Source organism: Rhizobium sp. 862_C5_N1_2 (assembly GCF_051811205.1).
Classification (GTDB): domain Bacteria; phylum Pseudomonadota; class Alphaproteobacteria; order Rhizobiales; family Rhizobiaceae; genus Rhizobium; species Rhizobium leguminosarum.
In genome coordinates, this window is the sequence record NZ_JBPWPT010000005.1 from 140,945 (window position 1) to 156,282 (window position 15,338).

Annotated in this window: 14 protein-coding genes and 2 pseudogenes; 9 read left to right on the forward strand and 7 right to left on the reverse strand. The window is 56.5% G+C overall.

Going from position 1 to position 15,338, the window contains the following annotated elements; genetic code table 11:
* The first annotated feature begins 8 nt into the window (after positions 1–8).
* Positions 9–674, forward strand: coding sequence for a Crp/Fnr family transcriptional regulator (locus ACD590_RS36095; protein WP_054185960.1), 666 nt, complete (start codon positions 9–11; stop codon positions 672–674).
* Between the two features lie 277 nt (positions 675–951).
* Here the strand turns inward: ACD590_RS36095 and ACD590_RS36100 are convergent, their stop codons facing one another.
* The 3 genes and pseudogenes from ACD590_RS36100 to ACD590_RS36110 all read right to left on the reverse strand — a co-directional run bounded on the left by ACD590_RS36100 (position 952) and on the right by ACD590_RS36110 (position 2,834).
* Positions 952–1,155, reverse strand: a complete 204-nt coding sequence (locus ACD590_RS36100; RefSeq protein WP_097622120.1) for a hypothetical protein — start codon at positions 1,153–1,155, stop codon at positions 952–954.
* Positions 1,156–1,369: 214 nt separating this feature from the next.
* Positions 1,370–1,648: a hypothetical protein gene (locus ACD590_RS36105; RefSeq protein ID WP_239621152.1), complete on the reverse strand. Its 279-nt coding sequence runs from the start codon at positions 1,646–1,648 to the stop codon at positions 1,370–1,372.
* Between the two features lie 180 nt (positions 1,649–1,828).
* A pseudogene (locus tag ACD590_RS36110) lies at positions 1,829–2,834 on the reverse strand (nodulation protein NodZ).
* Between the two features lie 1,656 nt (positions 2,835–4,490).
* On the opposite strand from ACD590_RS36110, the gene nodB reads away from it, so the two are divergent.
* The 8 genes and pseudogenes from nodB to ACD590_RS36150 all read left to right on the forward strand — a co-directional run bounded on the left by nodB (position 4,491) and on the right by ACD590_RS36150 (position 10,198).
* Positions 4,491–5,150 carry a chitooligosaccharide deacetylase NodB gene (nodB, locus tag ACD590_RS36115; RefSeq protein WP_088397127.1) on the forward strand — a complete coding sequence of 220 codons (660 nt, stop codon included), beginning with the start codon at positions 4,491–4,493 and terminating at the stop codon, positions 5,148–5,150.
* 7 nt (positions 5,151–5,157) lie between these two features.
* Complete coding sequence (nodC, locus tag ACD590_RS36120; protein WP_097622121.1) at positions 5,158–6,489, forward strand: chitooligosaccharide synthase NodC; 1,332 nt, start codon at positions 5,158–5,160, stop codon at positions 6,487–6,489.
* Between the two features lie 15 nt (positions 6,490–6,504).
* Positions 6,505–7,116, forward strand: a complete 612-nt coding sequence (gene nodS / locus ACD590_RS36125; RefSeq protein ID WP_097622122.1) for a nodulation methyltransferase NodS — start codon at positions 6,505–6,507, stop codon at positions 7,114–7,116.
* 36 nt (positions 7,117–7,152) lie between these two features.
* Entirely contained in the window at positions 7,153–7,368 is a 216-nt protein-coding gene (locus ACD590_RS36130) for a carbamoyltransferase N-terminal domain-containing protein (RefSeq protein WP_008536485.1), read from the forward strand.
* Positions 7,369–7,465: 97 nt separating this feature from the next.
* A pseudogene (locus tag ACD590_RS36135) lies at positions 7,466–7,767 on the forward strand (carbamoyltransferase C-terminal domain-containing protein); the annotation flags it as partial.
* Positions 7,768–7,833: 66 nt separating this feature from the next.
* Positions 7,834–8,784, forward strand: a complete 951-nt coding sequence (nodI, locus tag ACD590_RS36140) for a nodulation factor ABC transporter ATP-binding protein NodI (RefSeq protein WP_280953262.1) — start codon at positions 7,834–7,836, stop codon at positions 8,782–8,784.
* Positions 8,785–8,787: 3 nt separating this feature from the next.
* Positions 8,788–9,576 (forward strand): ABC transporter permease, encoded by a 789-nt coding sequence (locus ACD590_RS36145; protein WP_097622124.1) that lies wholly within the window; start codon positions 8,788–8,790, stop codon positions 9,574–9,576.
* 205 nt (positions 9,577–9,781) lie between these two features.
* On the forward strand, positions 9,782–10,198 hold the full coding sequence (locus tag ACD590_RS36150) for a cupin domain-containing protein (protein WP_088397132.1): 417 nt from the start codon (positions 9,782–9,784) through the stop codon (positions 10,196–10,198).
* 353 nt (positions 10,199–10,551) lie between these two features.
* Here the strand turns inward: ACD590_RS36150 and nodD1 are convergent, their stop codons facing one another.
* The 4 genes from nodD1 to ACD590_RS36170 form a co-directional block, all read right to left on the reverse strand.
* A complete protein-coding gene (gene nodD1 / locus ACD590_RS36155; RefSeq protein ID WP_097622125.1) occupies positions 10,552–11,496 on the reverse strand; it encodes a transcriptional regulator NodD1 in 945 nt (314 codons plus the stop codon).
* A gap of 166 nt (positions 11,497–11,662) precedes the next feature.
* Positions 11,663–11,998, reverse strand: a complete 336-nt coding sequence (locus ACD590_RS36160) for a hypothetical protein (protein WP_054185970.1) — start codon at positions 11,996–11,998, stop codon at positions 11,663–11,665.
* Positions 11,999–12,648: 650 nt separating this feature from the next.
* Positions 12,649–12,900, reverse strand: coding sequence for an FkbM family methyltransferase (locus ACD590_RS36165; RefSeq protein WP_275593057.1), 252 nt, complete (start codon positions 12,898–12,900; stop codon positions 12,649–12,651).
* A complete protein-coding gene (locus ACD590_RS36170) occupies positions 12,828–14,552 on the reverse strand; it encodes a carbamoyltransferase family protein (RefSeq protein WP_275593059.1) in 1,725 nt (574 codons plus the stop codon). Before ACD590_RS36170 ends, ACD590_RS36165 begins: the two co-directional genes overlap by 73 nt.
* Between the last annotated feature and the right edge of the window lie 786 nt (positions 14,553–15,338).

Below are 15,338 nucleotides of genomic sequence, written 5' to 3' on the forward strand. Positions count from 1 at the left end.
GAAGATCGATGCTATCGAGACATCCCATACTTTTGCGATCTGACCTGTTTCACGGCCTGGACAAAGCAAGGATAGAAGAACTGGCCGACACGGCTCAGTTCCAGATCTTCGCACCGGACGAGCGGATCATCGCCGAGGGCCAGCAGGCGTCGTTCGTCTATTGCGTGATGCGCGGCTTCGTGCGACTTTCGAAGTCGGAATCCGCGGGGCGCCAGGCAGATATCTGCATCTGCGAACCGGGCGAGACGTTCGGCGAATATCTCCTGTCGGGAGGCGGCTCCTACACCTACAGCGCATGGTCCGCCGACGGCGCAGAGGTCGCGTTGTTCGACCTTGTGGAGTTGCGGGTGCTCGCCGACCGCTATCCGATCATGCATCGCAACGTGATGCGCATCATAACCCAGCATCTGCTCGGTGCCATGGATTGCATAGCGGGAGACCGGCTGCACACGGCTGCACAGCGTGTTGCGAATTACCTCGTCAGCCGCTGCCCGGCCTCAGCATCGCAGGCCACCTTTCGCCTGCCTTACCGGAAGAGAATTCTGGCCGGCAAACTCGGTGTTGCGCCCGAAGCCCTTTCGCGGGCTTTCGCTGCCCTCGGTCCTGCAGGGGTCGAAGTCAGAGGCAGGGTCGTCGTGGTCGACAGCGTCGATCTGCTGCGGAAGGCGTGCTGACCTCGGGGCAGGGCGATAACCGCGCCGGAATTCGACCGCCGTCAATGTGGCGATCAATCGCTTGCTCCGTTATGGCCAGGCGCAAATGTACCAGGACGTCATGCTCATCGGGATTGTTCTTGCCATCTCGACTGTCTTCATCGCTTGCTTCAGGCCTTGTCCGCATCAACGGTGGCGCTGACGACACATGCGGATACCGTCGGACTGGCGGGCTTAATAGGGAAGTGCAGACGAACGGGCGCAACGAGCACCAACATGCGACGGAGAGCGTCCGGCGTTATTCTTCGAGGAGCAGGGCCGTCGCGAGATAACCCATGCTGATGGTGCTTGCGAAGAGGTAGATGAACAGGCCCTGCGCGAGATAATTCTCAAGCGTGCCTGCCGCGGCAAATCCATTTTGCCAAACGAAGAAGCCCACGGCGGATCTAATTGCGAACCCCGTCGCCAAACGCGTGAGCATGAACCTGATCATGCGAGGCATGGCACCACCTCAAACTTAATCATTACAAATGGCCGGGCAACGGGAATGGTGACTGGCCAATTGAGTTTTGTCAACGACTGGCGCAAGCCGTCATGCAAGCAGCGGCGGGAGCCGGAGACTACAACAGTGCATCTTCTGTCTTTCGCAGCCGATCACGCCTGCGAATGCGTCGTGAGTTGAGCTGCGAGTTGCAAGGACGATGCGCGCTAAGGACCTAGCGCGGCGGCGGCTTCTTCGCGCGGTTTGCCAGACGTGTCGGAATGTGGGAATAAACAACGGCACCGGCCACGCCCACGACCGCATAGAGCACGAACATCAGCTTGATGGCGATCTGTCGACCAAGCCCGACGAAGGCCCTCGCATCAGGCAGGGCGGCGGCAAAGGCGCCGACGAGGCTGCGGCGCGCGAATGTCCTCGTCCGATCGGAATCGCCGACGTGCGAGCTTGCTATGCCAATGATGCGGGTCGAGCGCGCGGTGCCGTTTCCATTCACCGAAGGCGCCCAATAGCTACCCTCACAACAATGATCCGGCAAGCCTTTGGGCGCGCGAGACGCTAGGAGAGGATGCGCCCCCGCCTTGTCTCGTCGCGTGCTGCGCCCACATTACGATCCAGTGAAGACCTCTCGTCAATCCTGCGAGGGCGCCGAGAATTTGTTCAGCGGAGTGCCGGTTCATAAAGCCAGCTCATGCTCGGACGACTCGTCAGTCAAGATCAAGCGAGTCGGATCTTTCAAGTCGAACTCAATAACACGTGACACGAAGAGACGGGCATAGCGCGTGAAGGCGCTGGTCCGCGGAAAGCGAATTACCGTATCGCATCGGGCGAGAAGGTACATCTCTGTAAGAGCAGAGATACCGCCGTCCGCTCCCAGCGATGCACTGTGTAATAGCCCGGCCTGTGCCGCCTGGAAGCATTTCGGGATAGTGATTAGATCGGGAAACACACCCAGTAAATGGTCCCGTACCTGCGCGCTGTCCGTACACAAGAAAACCAGGGCGTCGATGCGGTAGCGCTTTGGCCTTCTCAATGGCAGTGCACACTTGGCGTAAGGCGAACTCCGGATCGGCCCAGTAGGGCGTATGGTCCATTATATCTTCGTCATTGCCGTGCCGTACGTGCACACCGATGATACTGCGCCCCTTGAAGTGCTCCTGATAGATGGTGTGAATACGAGCCTGAATTTCAGGTCTAAGGTTGAGGCTCTGAAATATCTGGCGTTCGGCAGCTTGGTCGCACCGCCACATTAAACAGGCATCAGAAACTACCCTGTTGGTATCAGTATCGTCCTGGGCTTGAAGAAGCTCAGTCAGTTCGTCCCGTTCCGGGAAAATTTGTTCATCGGGGCGGCAAACGCTCTCGATTGTGGGCTTGTTCCACCATGATGGGAAGAACGGTCCCGGAAATGAGAACTGGTTGATCTGGTCATCGCAAATCACCCGTACGCCAGCAATATCTTGAATCGGCTCGAAGAACACCGTAAAAGCGTTCGTGAAGGGTTGATTGAGATAGCAGGAGCCACGCCAATCGATGGCCAGCGTCCGCCCCGTTCGCTGTGCATAGCGCCAAGCTGCCGCCAGCGACCACAGACAATCACCGAAACCAGTCCGCCGTCGAGAAACAACATACCGATCCCTCTTCAGCGAGCATGTTCTTTGCCTCGTTCTGGAAAAGCGCATCGGCTTAAAATCTGCTGAAATTCTGCATATCAATTCGGACCTGCATCAGCGATCGTGATTCTCGCCAATTTTTATGCATGACCCTTCGTCTCACAGATTTACGATTTTCTGCCAGACTGGAAGTTGCGGCGCCATACGCCTTTTCAGTCCGGGCGTTCAAGCCGCCGCATATCCCTCCGTCATCGTTCAGTCTTTTATCTCGCACCCGATCCGACCCATCGGCATCGCACTTGGGTCGGAGCGAGAGGCCGGAGCTTCCGTGCAAATGGGCGATGACGTATGTTGCGGTACGGCTCATGTTGGCGCGCTTCGCCGATTCATCGAGGATGGCGCCGATCTAGCCAATTCCCGTCCCTTCCCGGTACCTGATCTCGTCATTTCATGCGTCTTCTGGAGCATCCCGGGGAATCCGTAAATCGATTGTTTGGATAATCGCCATCCGCTTCATGGATAACTGTGGGCACCACTGCCATCGTCACAGCTGCCACCGTGGCGGCGATGCTGGCGAAGTCTCACAACTGCGGCTCGCTGGACAAGCAGTCGATGTCGTGCCGCGGCCCAGGTTGTTGATTCAGACGAGCTCGGTTACCTGCACTTGGAGGCCAATCGCGCCCGGGTGTCTTCCAAATGGTGTCCCGCGCTACGACAACGGCTCGATCCTGATCCCCTCAAGTAGTCGTGTGGTCGTCACAGCATGGACCGCCTGCTTTCACCTCTCGACGGTGGTCACCATCCGGGCGACAGTTATCGCTTAGCCAAAAGCGACGCTCCGCCCATCTGCGGAAGATTGGGGCCAGCGCTCGGATCTAACGAAACCGCAAACCGATGGGGTCAGTTCTTCAATTCGGCAAGTGAGACAAGTTCCTCGAGTCGTTTGACAGCCATAGCCGAGCAATTCTATCCGGCGCTTTCAGGCTTCCGGAAGGTTTCAATCTGCTCCAGAGCTTTACCCAGAGCAGGTTAAAAAGCCGCCAATGCCGAGCCATGATAAGTTCTTCAAGGGAGCGACGACGCAAGTCCCGCGCCAGCCACGACAACAGGCTCGGTCCGTTAGCAGGAACCCGTGGAGGCAGAATTTTATCTATGGCGTGGATGGGTGTCATCCAAACAATCGATTTTACGAATTGAATGGCGTCATCCATTAGACGGGCATCTTGACAGAAATCAAGTCGTCGATGGCGCGCCAGTGGTGTAGAGGGGTCAAATGTGTGGCTTTGGAATGCGATGCTTACATAAGCGTTCGATCAGCCCATTGCATCACCTTGCGATCGTCGACAGCTCGGGGATTCACCACCAATCGTCACTTTGATCGCAAGATCGGACGCTTTGGCAAATCGGCAAAAATTATGAGGCCTTTGCATGCGCTTTAACGTGCGTTGGGAACCGTTGCGGAAAAGGAATCGCAACTCCGAGCATGTCGAGGGATCATCTATCGCTCGAATTTACATTCGCACTCGGTGCAGTCCGCAACGAGCCGCGGTATTGACAGATTCAGACGAGGCGGTCTGGTGACCGCTATTTTGGGAAACGGCGTACGCTACACGCTGCCCCGCGCGCGTTTCGACCTGCGTCCACGCGCGGCGTCATCATCCTACCCTTTGGGCGGCCGGTCTCCGAATGGCACACCAGGATAATTTACCGGAAAGGACGAGAACAATGACGCACCTCGATTGCTCGTGCGAAGTGCACGGTGAGCGCGATGACGGCACTGGTCGTAACAGCGTTTATTTGACGTTCGACGACGGTCCGCATCCATTTTGTACACCGGAGATTCTCGATATTCTGGCTGAACACCGGGTGCCGGCAACATTCTTCGTCATCGGCGAGTTCCTGGCCGATCAATCGAAATTGATCCAGCGAATGATTGCAGAGGGGCATGAAGTCGCCAACCACACAATGACGCATCCAGACCTGTCTGACTGCGAACCCGACGAGGTGCAACGTCAGATACTCGAGACAAACAGAGCCATAAAAATGGCGGCGCCTCAGGCGGTGGTGCGGCACATCCGGGCTCCTTACGGCATCTGGACCGAAGAAGTGCTCAAGGCTTCGGCGAATGCGGAACTCACTGCCGTGCACTGGTCGGTAGATCCACGAGACTGGTCTCTTCCCGGGGCCGACGCCATTGTCAATGATGTGCTGCAGTCTGTCCGACCGGGGTCAATCGTGCTCTTGCACGACGGTTGTCCCTCCAGTGAAATGCAGCAAGGAACTGACCGCAGTCTGCGCCACCAGACTATTATGGCGTTATCTAGGATAATTCCAGCTTTACATGATCGCGGCTTTGTATTCCGCTCGCTTACTCGGGAGTTCTGAAGATCCGATGGATATGCTTGACACAACCAGCACTGTCGCCGTCTCGCTTTATACACTTCTCTCGACTGCTTATAAAAGCATGCAGGCCGTTTATTCTCTGCCGACCGATGTTTCATTGGCGTCCCAGGGCTTGGACGGCTTTGACGAGCTGCCCAGCGTAGATGTCATCGTGCCAAGCTTCAACGAGGATCCCCGCACGCTTTCGGAGTGCCTGGCTTCTATTGCGGGTCAGGAATACGGGGGAAGGCTGCAGGTTTACCTAGTTGATGACGGTTCCGAAAATCGCGAGGCTTTGCGACCTGTGCACGAGGCCTTCGCACGAGACCCCAGATTCAATATTCTCCTGCTTCCCCAGAATGTCGGTAAACGGAAGGCACAGATCGCCGCGATACGCCGCTCTGCTGGAGATATGGTGTTAAACGTCGACTCCGACACGATCCTCGCATCTGACGTCATCAGGAAACTCGTGCCTAAAATGCAAGATCCGGCTGTCGGCGCGGCCATGGGACAGTTGACGGCCCGCAACCGAAACGATAGTTGGCTGACCCGTTTGATCGATATGGAGTACTGGCTGGCTTGCAACGAGGAGCGTGCGGCACAAGCTCGCTTCGGAGCCGTTATGTGCTGCTGCGGTCCATGTGCTATCTACCGTCGCTCTGCGCTCGCTTCGCTGCTTGACCAGTACGAATCACAGTATTTTCGGGGAAAGCCAAGCGATTTCGGTGAGGATCGGCATCTCACCATTCTCATGCTGAAGGCAGGCTTTCGAACGGAGTACGTGCCGAGCGCCATCGCAGCGACAGTCGTTCCGAACAAGCTAGGACCGTATCTGCGCCAACAACTACGCTGGGCGCGGAGCACGTACCGGGACACGTTGCTTGGGCTGCGCCTGCTGCCCAACCTCAATCGCTTCCTTACGCTCGACGTTGTCGGACAGAACCTCGGACCGCCGCTTCTGGCACTATCGGTGCTGACGGGGCTCGCACAGCTTGCATTGACGGGCACCGTGCCTTGGTTGGCAGCCCTGATGATTGTGGCCATGACGATGATCCACTGCAGCGTTGTCGCGCTTCGGGCCCGCCAACTACGGTTCCTCGGGTTCTCTCTGCATGCATTCATCAATATTTTTCTGCTACTTCCCTTGAAAGCCTACGCGCTGTGCACGCTGAGCAATAGCGACTGGCTGTCGCGCAGCTCTGCTGGCAACTCGAATCAACATCCGGCGACTGATGCGCGCACTACAGAATGTTCTGGACATGCGACAGCGCCTCGAAGGCTCAACCCCGCCCGCGATCCTGCCGCGCGAACGACGTCTGACTGCATGTGCAGCGACGAGTAAGATCTATTTACCGAGGTGAACGAGTTGACACAGATCGACAATTATCAATTGCTGAATCGGGAACTGGCTGCACCCGATCCATGGGGACTCGACGCCAATCCATTCGAGCGTGAGCGTCACACGCAAATGCTCCGCTTGGCGCTTGCCCAGGGATCCATCTCAAATGCGCTCGAAGTGGGATGCGCTGCCGGCGCATTTACGGTGCAGCTAGCCCCCCACTGCAAACGGCTCACCGTGATCGATGTTGTGCCTCACGCTATAGAAAGATCGCGTCGACGCATGAGGGATTATCCGCACATCAGCTGGATAGTCTCTGATGTTCAACAGTTTTCACCTGACGAGAGGTTTGATCTGATCGTTGTGGCGGAAGTGCTCTACTACATCGGAGGAATAGCCGAGATGAGAGGGGCTGTTCGGAATTTAGTGCGGATGCTTGCGCCAGATGGATATCTGGTTTTCGGATCGGCGCGCGACGCCAATTGTCGTCGCTGGGGCCACGTTGCTGGTGCTGAGACGGTCCTCGGCATGCTGAACGAAACTTTGCTCGAGGTAGAGCGGCTTGAGTGTCGGGGTGAGTCGGTCAACGAAGATTGCTTACTCGCCTGTTTCCGAAATCCGGCCTCCTAGCGGCCCCAACCCTCGACGTTCAGACATGGAGACACTATGCGCGTCTGTGGTATTAAATTGACCCGTGACGGAGCGGACGCGCTTGTCGAGGGTGGGTGGCTCGCCTTCTGCGTCGAGCAGGAGAAGCGGGGCAACAACCCGCGATATGAAACTGTCGACAATCTCGACGCGATTGGCGCCGCTTGGCGCAACACGGTCCGGATCCACGCGTTATTGATCAAATCATCATCGATGGCTGGGATGCAATGCTGAAAGTTCTCTCGAATCCGTCGAGGGCTCCGGACTCGTTCCAATGACAGGGCATTTCCTTACAAGACTTATCCTCGTGATACGTGCCGCGCGGCCCCCGCGCCCGTGGCTCCGCCTCGTGGCGCCGATCTGCCTGGTGGACCGTGCGCCTTATATAGTCAGCCCTCGAACTCCGGATTGCGATATGTTGTTTAAGCATCAGACGCGGATGGGACGCCAGGAGAGAATTCCGGCTGTTGTCCATCTCGATGAATCTGCACGATTGCAGACCATTCCAGGCACTCTCTCCACGAAGTCGCCGAGGTACTCGTCGAATATAAAAAGCTCAGGGACATTCGGCTGCTCTGCAACACGATTGCCAATTACCACGGACGAGGCGTTTTCCCGGATGCTGCTGCAGCCCTTTAATGAGGACGCAATGAACACATACGGTGCGATAGACCAGGAAGAACCCACCCAACCGAAGAAATGCCAGTCAACGGCGCCCGACGGTCAGATGAGGGCATGTTCATGCCCGCAATAGATTTTTCCGACGTAAGCAAGACATATGGCGACAAGGCCGTGGTCAACGCGCTATCGTTCCGTGTTTCCCCGGGGGAATGCTTCGGGCTGCTTGGACCGAACGGCGCGGGCAAGAGCACGATCGCACGTATGATCCTTGGCATGACATCCCCTGATGCGGGGAAGATTACTGTGCTCGGCGTGCCGGTACCTGCCCAGGCTCGTTTGGCGCGCAAGGGTATCGGCGTGGTGCCGCAATTCGACAACCTTGAGCCCGAATTCACTGTGCGCGAGAATCTGCTGGTCTACGGCCGCTACTTCGGCATGAATACACGCAGAGTTGAAGCGGTCATGCCGTCGCTCCTTGAGTTTGCACGCCTAGAGAGCAAGGTGAATGCGCGTGTGTCTGAACTTTCAGGCGGCATGAAGCGGCGCCTGACGCTAGCGCGTGCGTTGATCAATGACCCGCAGCTACTTGTCATGGACGAGCCGACCACCGGTCTCGACCCACACGCGCGCCACCTGATCTGGGAGCGCCTGCGTTCCCTGCTTACGCGCGGCAAAACGATCATCTTGACCACCCATTTCATGGAAGAGGCCGAACGGTTATGCGATCGACTCTGCGTACTCGAAAGAGGTCGCAGCATTGCCGAAGGGCGTCCGCATGACCTGATCGATGAACTGATCGGGTGCGAAGTCATTGAGATCTACGGCGGCGATCCGCATGAATTGGAATCGCTGGTCGGGCCATATGCCGATCGCATCGAAATTAGCGGCGAGACCCTTTTTTGCTATGTGTCCGACCCGGAGCAGGTGCGTGTGCGGTTACGGGAGCGCGCGGGCTTGCGTATTCTGCAGCGTCCGCCGAATCTTGAGGATGTGTTTTTGCGGTTGACCGGGCGCGAGATGGAGAAGTGAACGATGGGTGAAGGTTGTGCCGCGGCTCTGCCCGCCAACGCTTTTAACTGGATTGCGATATGGCGACGCAACTATCTGGCATGGAAGAAAGTAGCACTTGCGTCAATTGTTGGAAGTCTGGCCGATCCTATGATCTACCTGTTTGGCCTCGGCCTTGGTCTCGGAATTATTGTGGGTCGCGTTGACGGCACAACCTACGTTGCGTTCTTGGCGGGCGGCATGGTGGCGACAAGCGCGATGACGTCTGCGACGTTCGAGACGATTTACGCGGCTTTTACGCGAATGCACGCCCAACGCACCTGGGAAGCCATGCTCTACACACAAATGACACTCGGGGACATCATCCTGGGTGAGTTGGCATGGGCAGCGAGCAAGGCATTTCTTGCCGGTACGGGAATCATAATTGTCGCCACCGTGCTAGGCTATGCGACGTGGCCGTCAGTCCTCTATGTGTTGCCAGTTATCATGCTCACTGGATTTGCATTCGCGAGCCTGGCGATGGTAGTCACGGCACTTGCGCCCAGTTACGAGTATTTCATTTTTTACCAGACGCTCGTCCTCACACCAATGCTGTTCTTGTGCGGCGCGGTGTTTCCAATCACGCAACTGCCCCCGACCTTTCAGCAGGTAGCGCAGTTCTTGCCTCTAGCGCATGCGATCGACCTCATACGCCCGGCAATGCTTGGGCGTCCCGCGAGCAGCATGGGCCTGCATATAGGCGCGCTTTGCATCTACGCGATTTTGCCGTTCTTCCTGTCGGCAGCGCTGTTGCGTCGGCGCCTGATGTCTTGACGCTACTCGCAACCACGCCAGGAGGGGTATTGCGACGCAGTGTCTGGAAAAGACCCGCAGAGCTCTGAAGATAGTCATCATAGTCTGGGAACAAATGAACCCGTGTCGGCGCCGGTGAGACGATGCAGGTTTTCGCTCTGCAACTGGCCGAACTCGGTAGCAAACACCCTTCAGGAAGATCCGGCGTGCATCAGGAGAAAAGCAAATGAAGGTCATCTCAATCGCCACGGCGCTCTTTGCTCTGGCGTGTCCCGCGAACGCGTTCGAAAACAAAGCGGTCGCGGCTACGCTTATCTTAAGGACCGATCGTACGATTGCCGGTCAGCCCATCATCGTTCCACGGAAGGACGTCGAGGTCATCGCTTCGATTTATGAGATTGCGCCCGGTGCGACGTTACCAATTCATCAGCATCGCTATCAGCGCTATGGCTATGTGCTTTCCGGGGAAATCACGGTCACCAATACAGAATCTGGGAAAGAAAGCATTTTCACGGCAGGGGATTTTGTCGTCGAGTCCTGGGGGATATGGCATAAAGGGGCGAACAACGGCACCGAGCCGGTAAAGCTGCTCGTGATCGATCAGGTGGAAAGGGGCAGTGAGAATGTTCTGCCGCAAAAATAAAGACGTTGAGGTATCACCGGAGGGCAATCTGGCGCCACGGCTCGGATGTGGTGAACCCGTCCCATATTAGGGGTTGGTTTGCCGCTCCTTGCTAGTGTCGATTGGAGCTGCGTGAACCTTCGACTTGCGTTGTCGACAAAACTGTCGAGGAGCTTGTTTCATTGGTCGGTTGAACGGCGGGCGTAGGAGAGCATCTGTCCAGTTCCTCCATGCTTGGTCGTCAGTCAGTCAGCGCGGCTGTTGGGCCAGCGGCGACACGATCGCTCATCCGTGAGGCTGTAACGGCGGCGTCTCAAAGTGGCCCTCATTCCGACGCCATGAATCACGCCCAACGACAAAACCACGTAAGAATGCTAGGAAATCCTGAGACGTCTCATTACCTCATTCGGCGAGGGCATGCGGGATGCTTCCTGACATAGCACGTCCCGCATCCAGAGGCTTGCCTGATCACTATTGTGAAGGGCGGGCCATTGGAGGGCCTGTGTGAACGCGGGCAACGGTAGCGGAAGGTCAGCGATCCGCAGGGGTATTGTCTTTTCGAGCTGCTTGACCAGGCGTAAGGGCATTGTCGCTATGCGCTCGGTCCCTGAAAGCATGAACGGAATCATGCTGAAGCCCTGCACGACTACTTCGACATGTCTCTTAAGCCCGTGCTCAAGCAAACACCATTCCTCGATGGAAGCCGTCCGGGCGTTCCCAAACTTCACCACAACGTGTCCCATCGACATATACCTCTCGATTGTAAGTTGCTCCGAGAGTAGCTTGTTCGAGCGGCAGCCCACGCACACGAGGGTCTCCTCGAATAGCGTCACCTTAGGATGTGCGCGCGACATGAGCAATTCCGGAAAGATGAGAAAATCGGCGTCACCGCGCCGCAGGTAATCATCGTAGTTATCGGCGATAGGCAGCAACTCGAAGCAGACGGCGGGCGCTTCTCGGGCGACACGCCTCACGACCTTTTCAAAAAAAACGAGTGCGGCGTAATCGGAAAGGATGACTCTGAAGCAGCGATCCGATTGAGCCGGGCTAAACGGATCCCAGGATATGATCGAGACCTGGATGTGAAGCAGAGCCTCGCGGACCGAAGGCGCGAGCCGCTCCGCACGCGGGGTTGGAACGAGTTCGCGACCCACCATGGTAAAAAGGTCGTCATTGAAATAGGTGCGTAACCTGCCGACGGCCGCGCTCATGGCCGGCTGGCTCAGGTTGATGCTGCGCGCCGCCGCCGTGAGATTACGCTCGGTCATCAGGGCGTCGAGTGCGACGAGGAGATTCAGATCAAGGCCCTTGAACCGCATGTCTTCATCCGTAGCGAGGTGGGGAGAGAAAAGGTGAAAAGGCTCGGTCTCGCGGTGCGGCGCCGAGAGAGATCAGCAAGCAAAGGGTCGCCTAAAATTGGGAAAGTATCGACATTCCAGCCGCCGTGGCTTCAATGGTCTTACTGCTATCTTCAACCGACAAGATTCAGTGGCGCCTGATCATTCTGGCGAGTAGCAGTGATTTCCGCGGATATAGGTTGCGGTCTGCGACGTCGATGACTTCGGCGTCTTGAATATGTACTTCGGGGGGTAAGACGCACTCGTAGCATTCACCTTCTTCGGCAGGTGCATCTTGGCAATTGCAGTCTTGAGTGTGCTCTGCTGAATGGGTTTTGTCGGCACCGGTCTGGTTTGCGCGGAGGTCACTTATCGCCGGGCCGGAATCTTGGTCACGATCATCTGCTGCAAACGACGGCCCGGCCTGCAATGTCAATGCGAGCAACGCGGCGACGATGACGTGGTAGTAGCCAATAACCTTCATGGGACGTTTCCTTTCGTTGGCTAAGGCCAGGCGACACCAAGTAGGATTGATGCCATTCCCGCCGCCGGTACTTCGGGGCTACGGGTGTTGTTCGATTGGTCGAGAGCCTTTCAACGGATCATACCCGGTGGAGTGGAGATGGCCGTCTATGGAACATCCGCGAAAATTGGTGAAATCTATTGTTTAAATGCGAGTCATCCATTTGATGCATGAGACGACGTCTTGCCAGCCCGAACCACCAAGTGTCCGCCAAACCCACTGTTTTCGGCGGTGCTTTTTCACCCAATCGCGACTTCTATCCTCGGTGGTCTTGCGCATGTCGTTGCCGCAATCCCCCTTCATCCCGGATGGCAAAGGGCGCCGCATGCACCGGAGTGACACCGAGGAATCCCTTATCGATCTCCTAAAGATCTGCCGGTGTCATACACGGTCCATTGATACTGTGATGATAGCCCGCTATCATCCCAGAGGACTCGGTTGGATTTCGCCTCATCGGACTCTACGATGTAGCCCAGCGGCAAAGGTCGAAGGAGGATTGGTTCACTTTGCTAACCGGCGGCGGAAATGAATTGCAAAAAAAGGAGATCGAAACGGCTATAGGCTCGTGTTTCTGAGCAACACGTCACCCTCCACTCCTCGGGGATACTCAACTACCATCTGGAAGGAAGGTAAGAGCTCAAGAATGGCGCGCAGGGGAGCTGGCCTTCATAGAGCTCCTGATCACTATACTCAGTATATATGTAGCGCGTTCTGCTCAGGATCTGATTGCCCCCGGCAATAACGTCGGCCTCGGCTCCTTGCACATCCATCCAGATGACATCGATGTTCTCTAGGCCAGCTTCGCCGCACCAGTCATCCAGCCTTCTCGTCTCAACGGAAATCGGACGGTCAAACCGAACCAACGCATACTCAGAAAGGTGGTTCTTGGGACGGCGTATCGAGCCCGAGAGATCCCATTCCTTAGCGCTGCCATTTCCATTGCTGCGTTGAGCAAGATCGGAACGCCGGTTCGCTTCCCGAAAGCATTGATTAGCTCCCAATATGCGGGATTTGTCTCGCGTGACACCGTCTGCAAACGAGCCGTACCATCTACGTGCGTTATGGCGCCTAGCGAACTACGCTGGGATTCGCGCACAGACACTACAAAATTCATAAAAGGAAATTCCCGCAAGGTACCTGGCAGATCAAAGAATTTCGCGGCATCCTCCTCCAATACCGAGGGAGCAAATGGGCGGTAGCCTTCCCGCTTCTTGACCATCATATTAATTCGATCCTTGTTTGAGGCCGGCCTCGGGTCAGCAAGAATACTTCGGTTGCCCAGCGCCCGTGGACCGAATTCCGAACGTCCCTGCACCCAGGCGATCACGGCGCCATCCGCAATCCATTCCGCTGCTTTGCCTGTCACGTCATCACTGCGTTCAATGTCGAGATGCTGGCCCCAAGCAACAAGTTCCTCCTCCACGCTTCCTTCGCTCCCCAGGTGGGGTCCCCAATAGACGTTTTGCAAACGCTCACGAGGTGCCGGATGTCCCAGATCATGAGACGCCATCAATGCGGCGCCTAGTGCGCAGCCAGCGTCATGGGCAGCCGGTTGTACGAAGATGTCTTCAAACATCCCCGAGTACAGCAGCTTGCCATTCAAAGTGCAGTTGTGAGCCACTCCTCCGGCCAAACACAGTCGTTCTATGCCGGTAACCTTGGTGTAATGCCGCAGGACGTGGAACACGATCCGTTCCAGTGCTTCCTGCAGTGAAGCACTCACATCTTTATGCTGCTGCGTGAACGGCATGCCTTTCTGGCGTATTTGGATGTTGCTGAGCAACGTGGGACCAACTCGGTCGAGATAGACCCGGTAACCACCGTCGTCTAGGAGTTCGTAGAATTGTTGGAAGATCGCGCGGTATGACGCGGGATTACCGTAGGGTGCGAGTCCCATGACCTTATATTCATCGAACGCGCCATAACCTAGGAAGCGGATCGTTTCCAAGTATAGCAGCCCTAGAGAATCGTTCTCCGGGAATGCCACGAGTGGCTCAATCTCCGTGCTGGAACCAACCGCCAAAAGCCCCGAAAGAAAGTCCCCACCGCCGTCAATTGAGAGGACCAGACTTCGCTCGAAGCCCGACATGAAAAACGAGCTCACGGCGTGCGACATATGGTGGCTCACGAAGGAGACACGTGAGGGATCAATTTCGGCACCAAATTCTTGCCCGAGTAATCCACACAACAACAGCCTCGCATCCGGTATTGGGGCGCTTGGGTGAGAGAGGCGCACGCGCTCGAGCACAGCGTTGCAATAGGCCTCGGTCGCATAATACGCGATGCGGTCTATGTCGTTAAGGTGAACACCTGCAGATGCGAGGCAATATTGAACCGAACGTGTTGGTAGCTTGTTGGAGTGCTTGATCCGGTTAAGGCGCTCCTCCTCGACCGCCGCTATCACTCGGCCGTCGCGAACGAGAACCGCAGCCCCATCGTGCATAAAGGTGTTCGGTAGATCGAACGAATTTTCGTAGACTCTGCTTAGACCGCCACTGAGCCCTAGACACAGCATGTTGCTCTCCAGTTCGTTTCGAAAGGTAGGTCGCTCTGGCTTGGCCTCCGGCTTTCGTAGTTTCATAGGGTGGTGCTTGACAGTGCAGCTAGAGCTCACGGGCCGAAGCCGAAATCAGATCGTGACCGGATCGGTGAGATTGCCGACAATCGGCGCTATCAGAAACCCAGACCGAAGCATTTGCGGCAGTAACGCCGCGTTGCGTATCCACATTACCCAGTCCTTCATCTTTCCGCCCCACAGCCACAAGGGAAAATCAACGACGTTTGGTCGTCGCTGCAAAGGTCGTAGACCGTGTCCTTGCAACGGCGAGTGCGCCTGCGTTGGCTCCGAGGCATAGCAAACAGAGTTCTGCCGCCGGTCTCTATCACCGCATGTGCGCCAGTACCGAACTCAGCTCCCATGCGGTGAGACCGCCATTGATATCAATCACGTTGAACAGAGGCTACGGTGTGAGAACCAATCTGCGCTCAATGTGCAAAACGCGTGTTCCTTAAGGGGAAGCAGTAGAAAGATGACCAGCGCGCGCGGTGAAACTCGACGAATAGGAGGCGGCATCGACCGGGGCAAAGTGCGTCCCTTGAGAGCCCGCTGAAATGTCGAGAAGCAACGACCAAGATTCTGGCCGATCACTTCGAGTGCAAGATAACGATCGAGACCAGGCAGCAGACGGACTGCCCCAGGCCGTTTTCCCAGCACAGTCTGCACGGCACCCGAGGACCCATTTTAAGAACTCCGAATTATCGCTTTACAAAGCGCTTCTTCAGCGTCTTCTAATGGCAACCG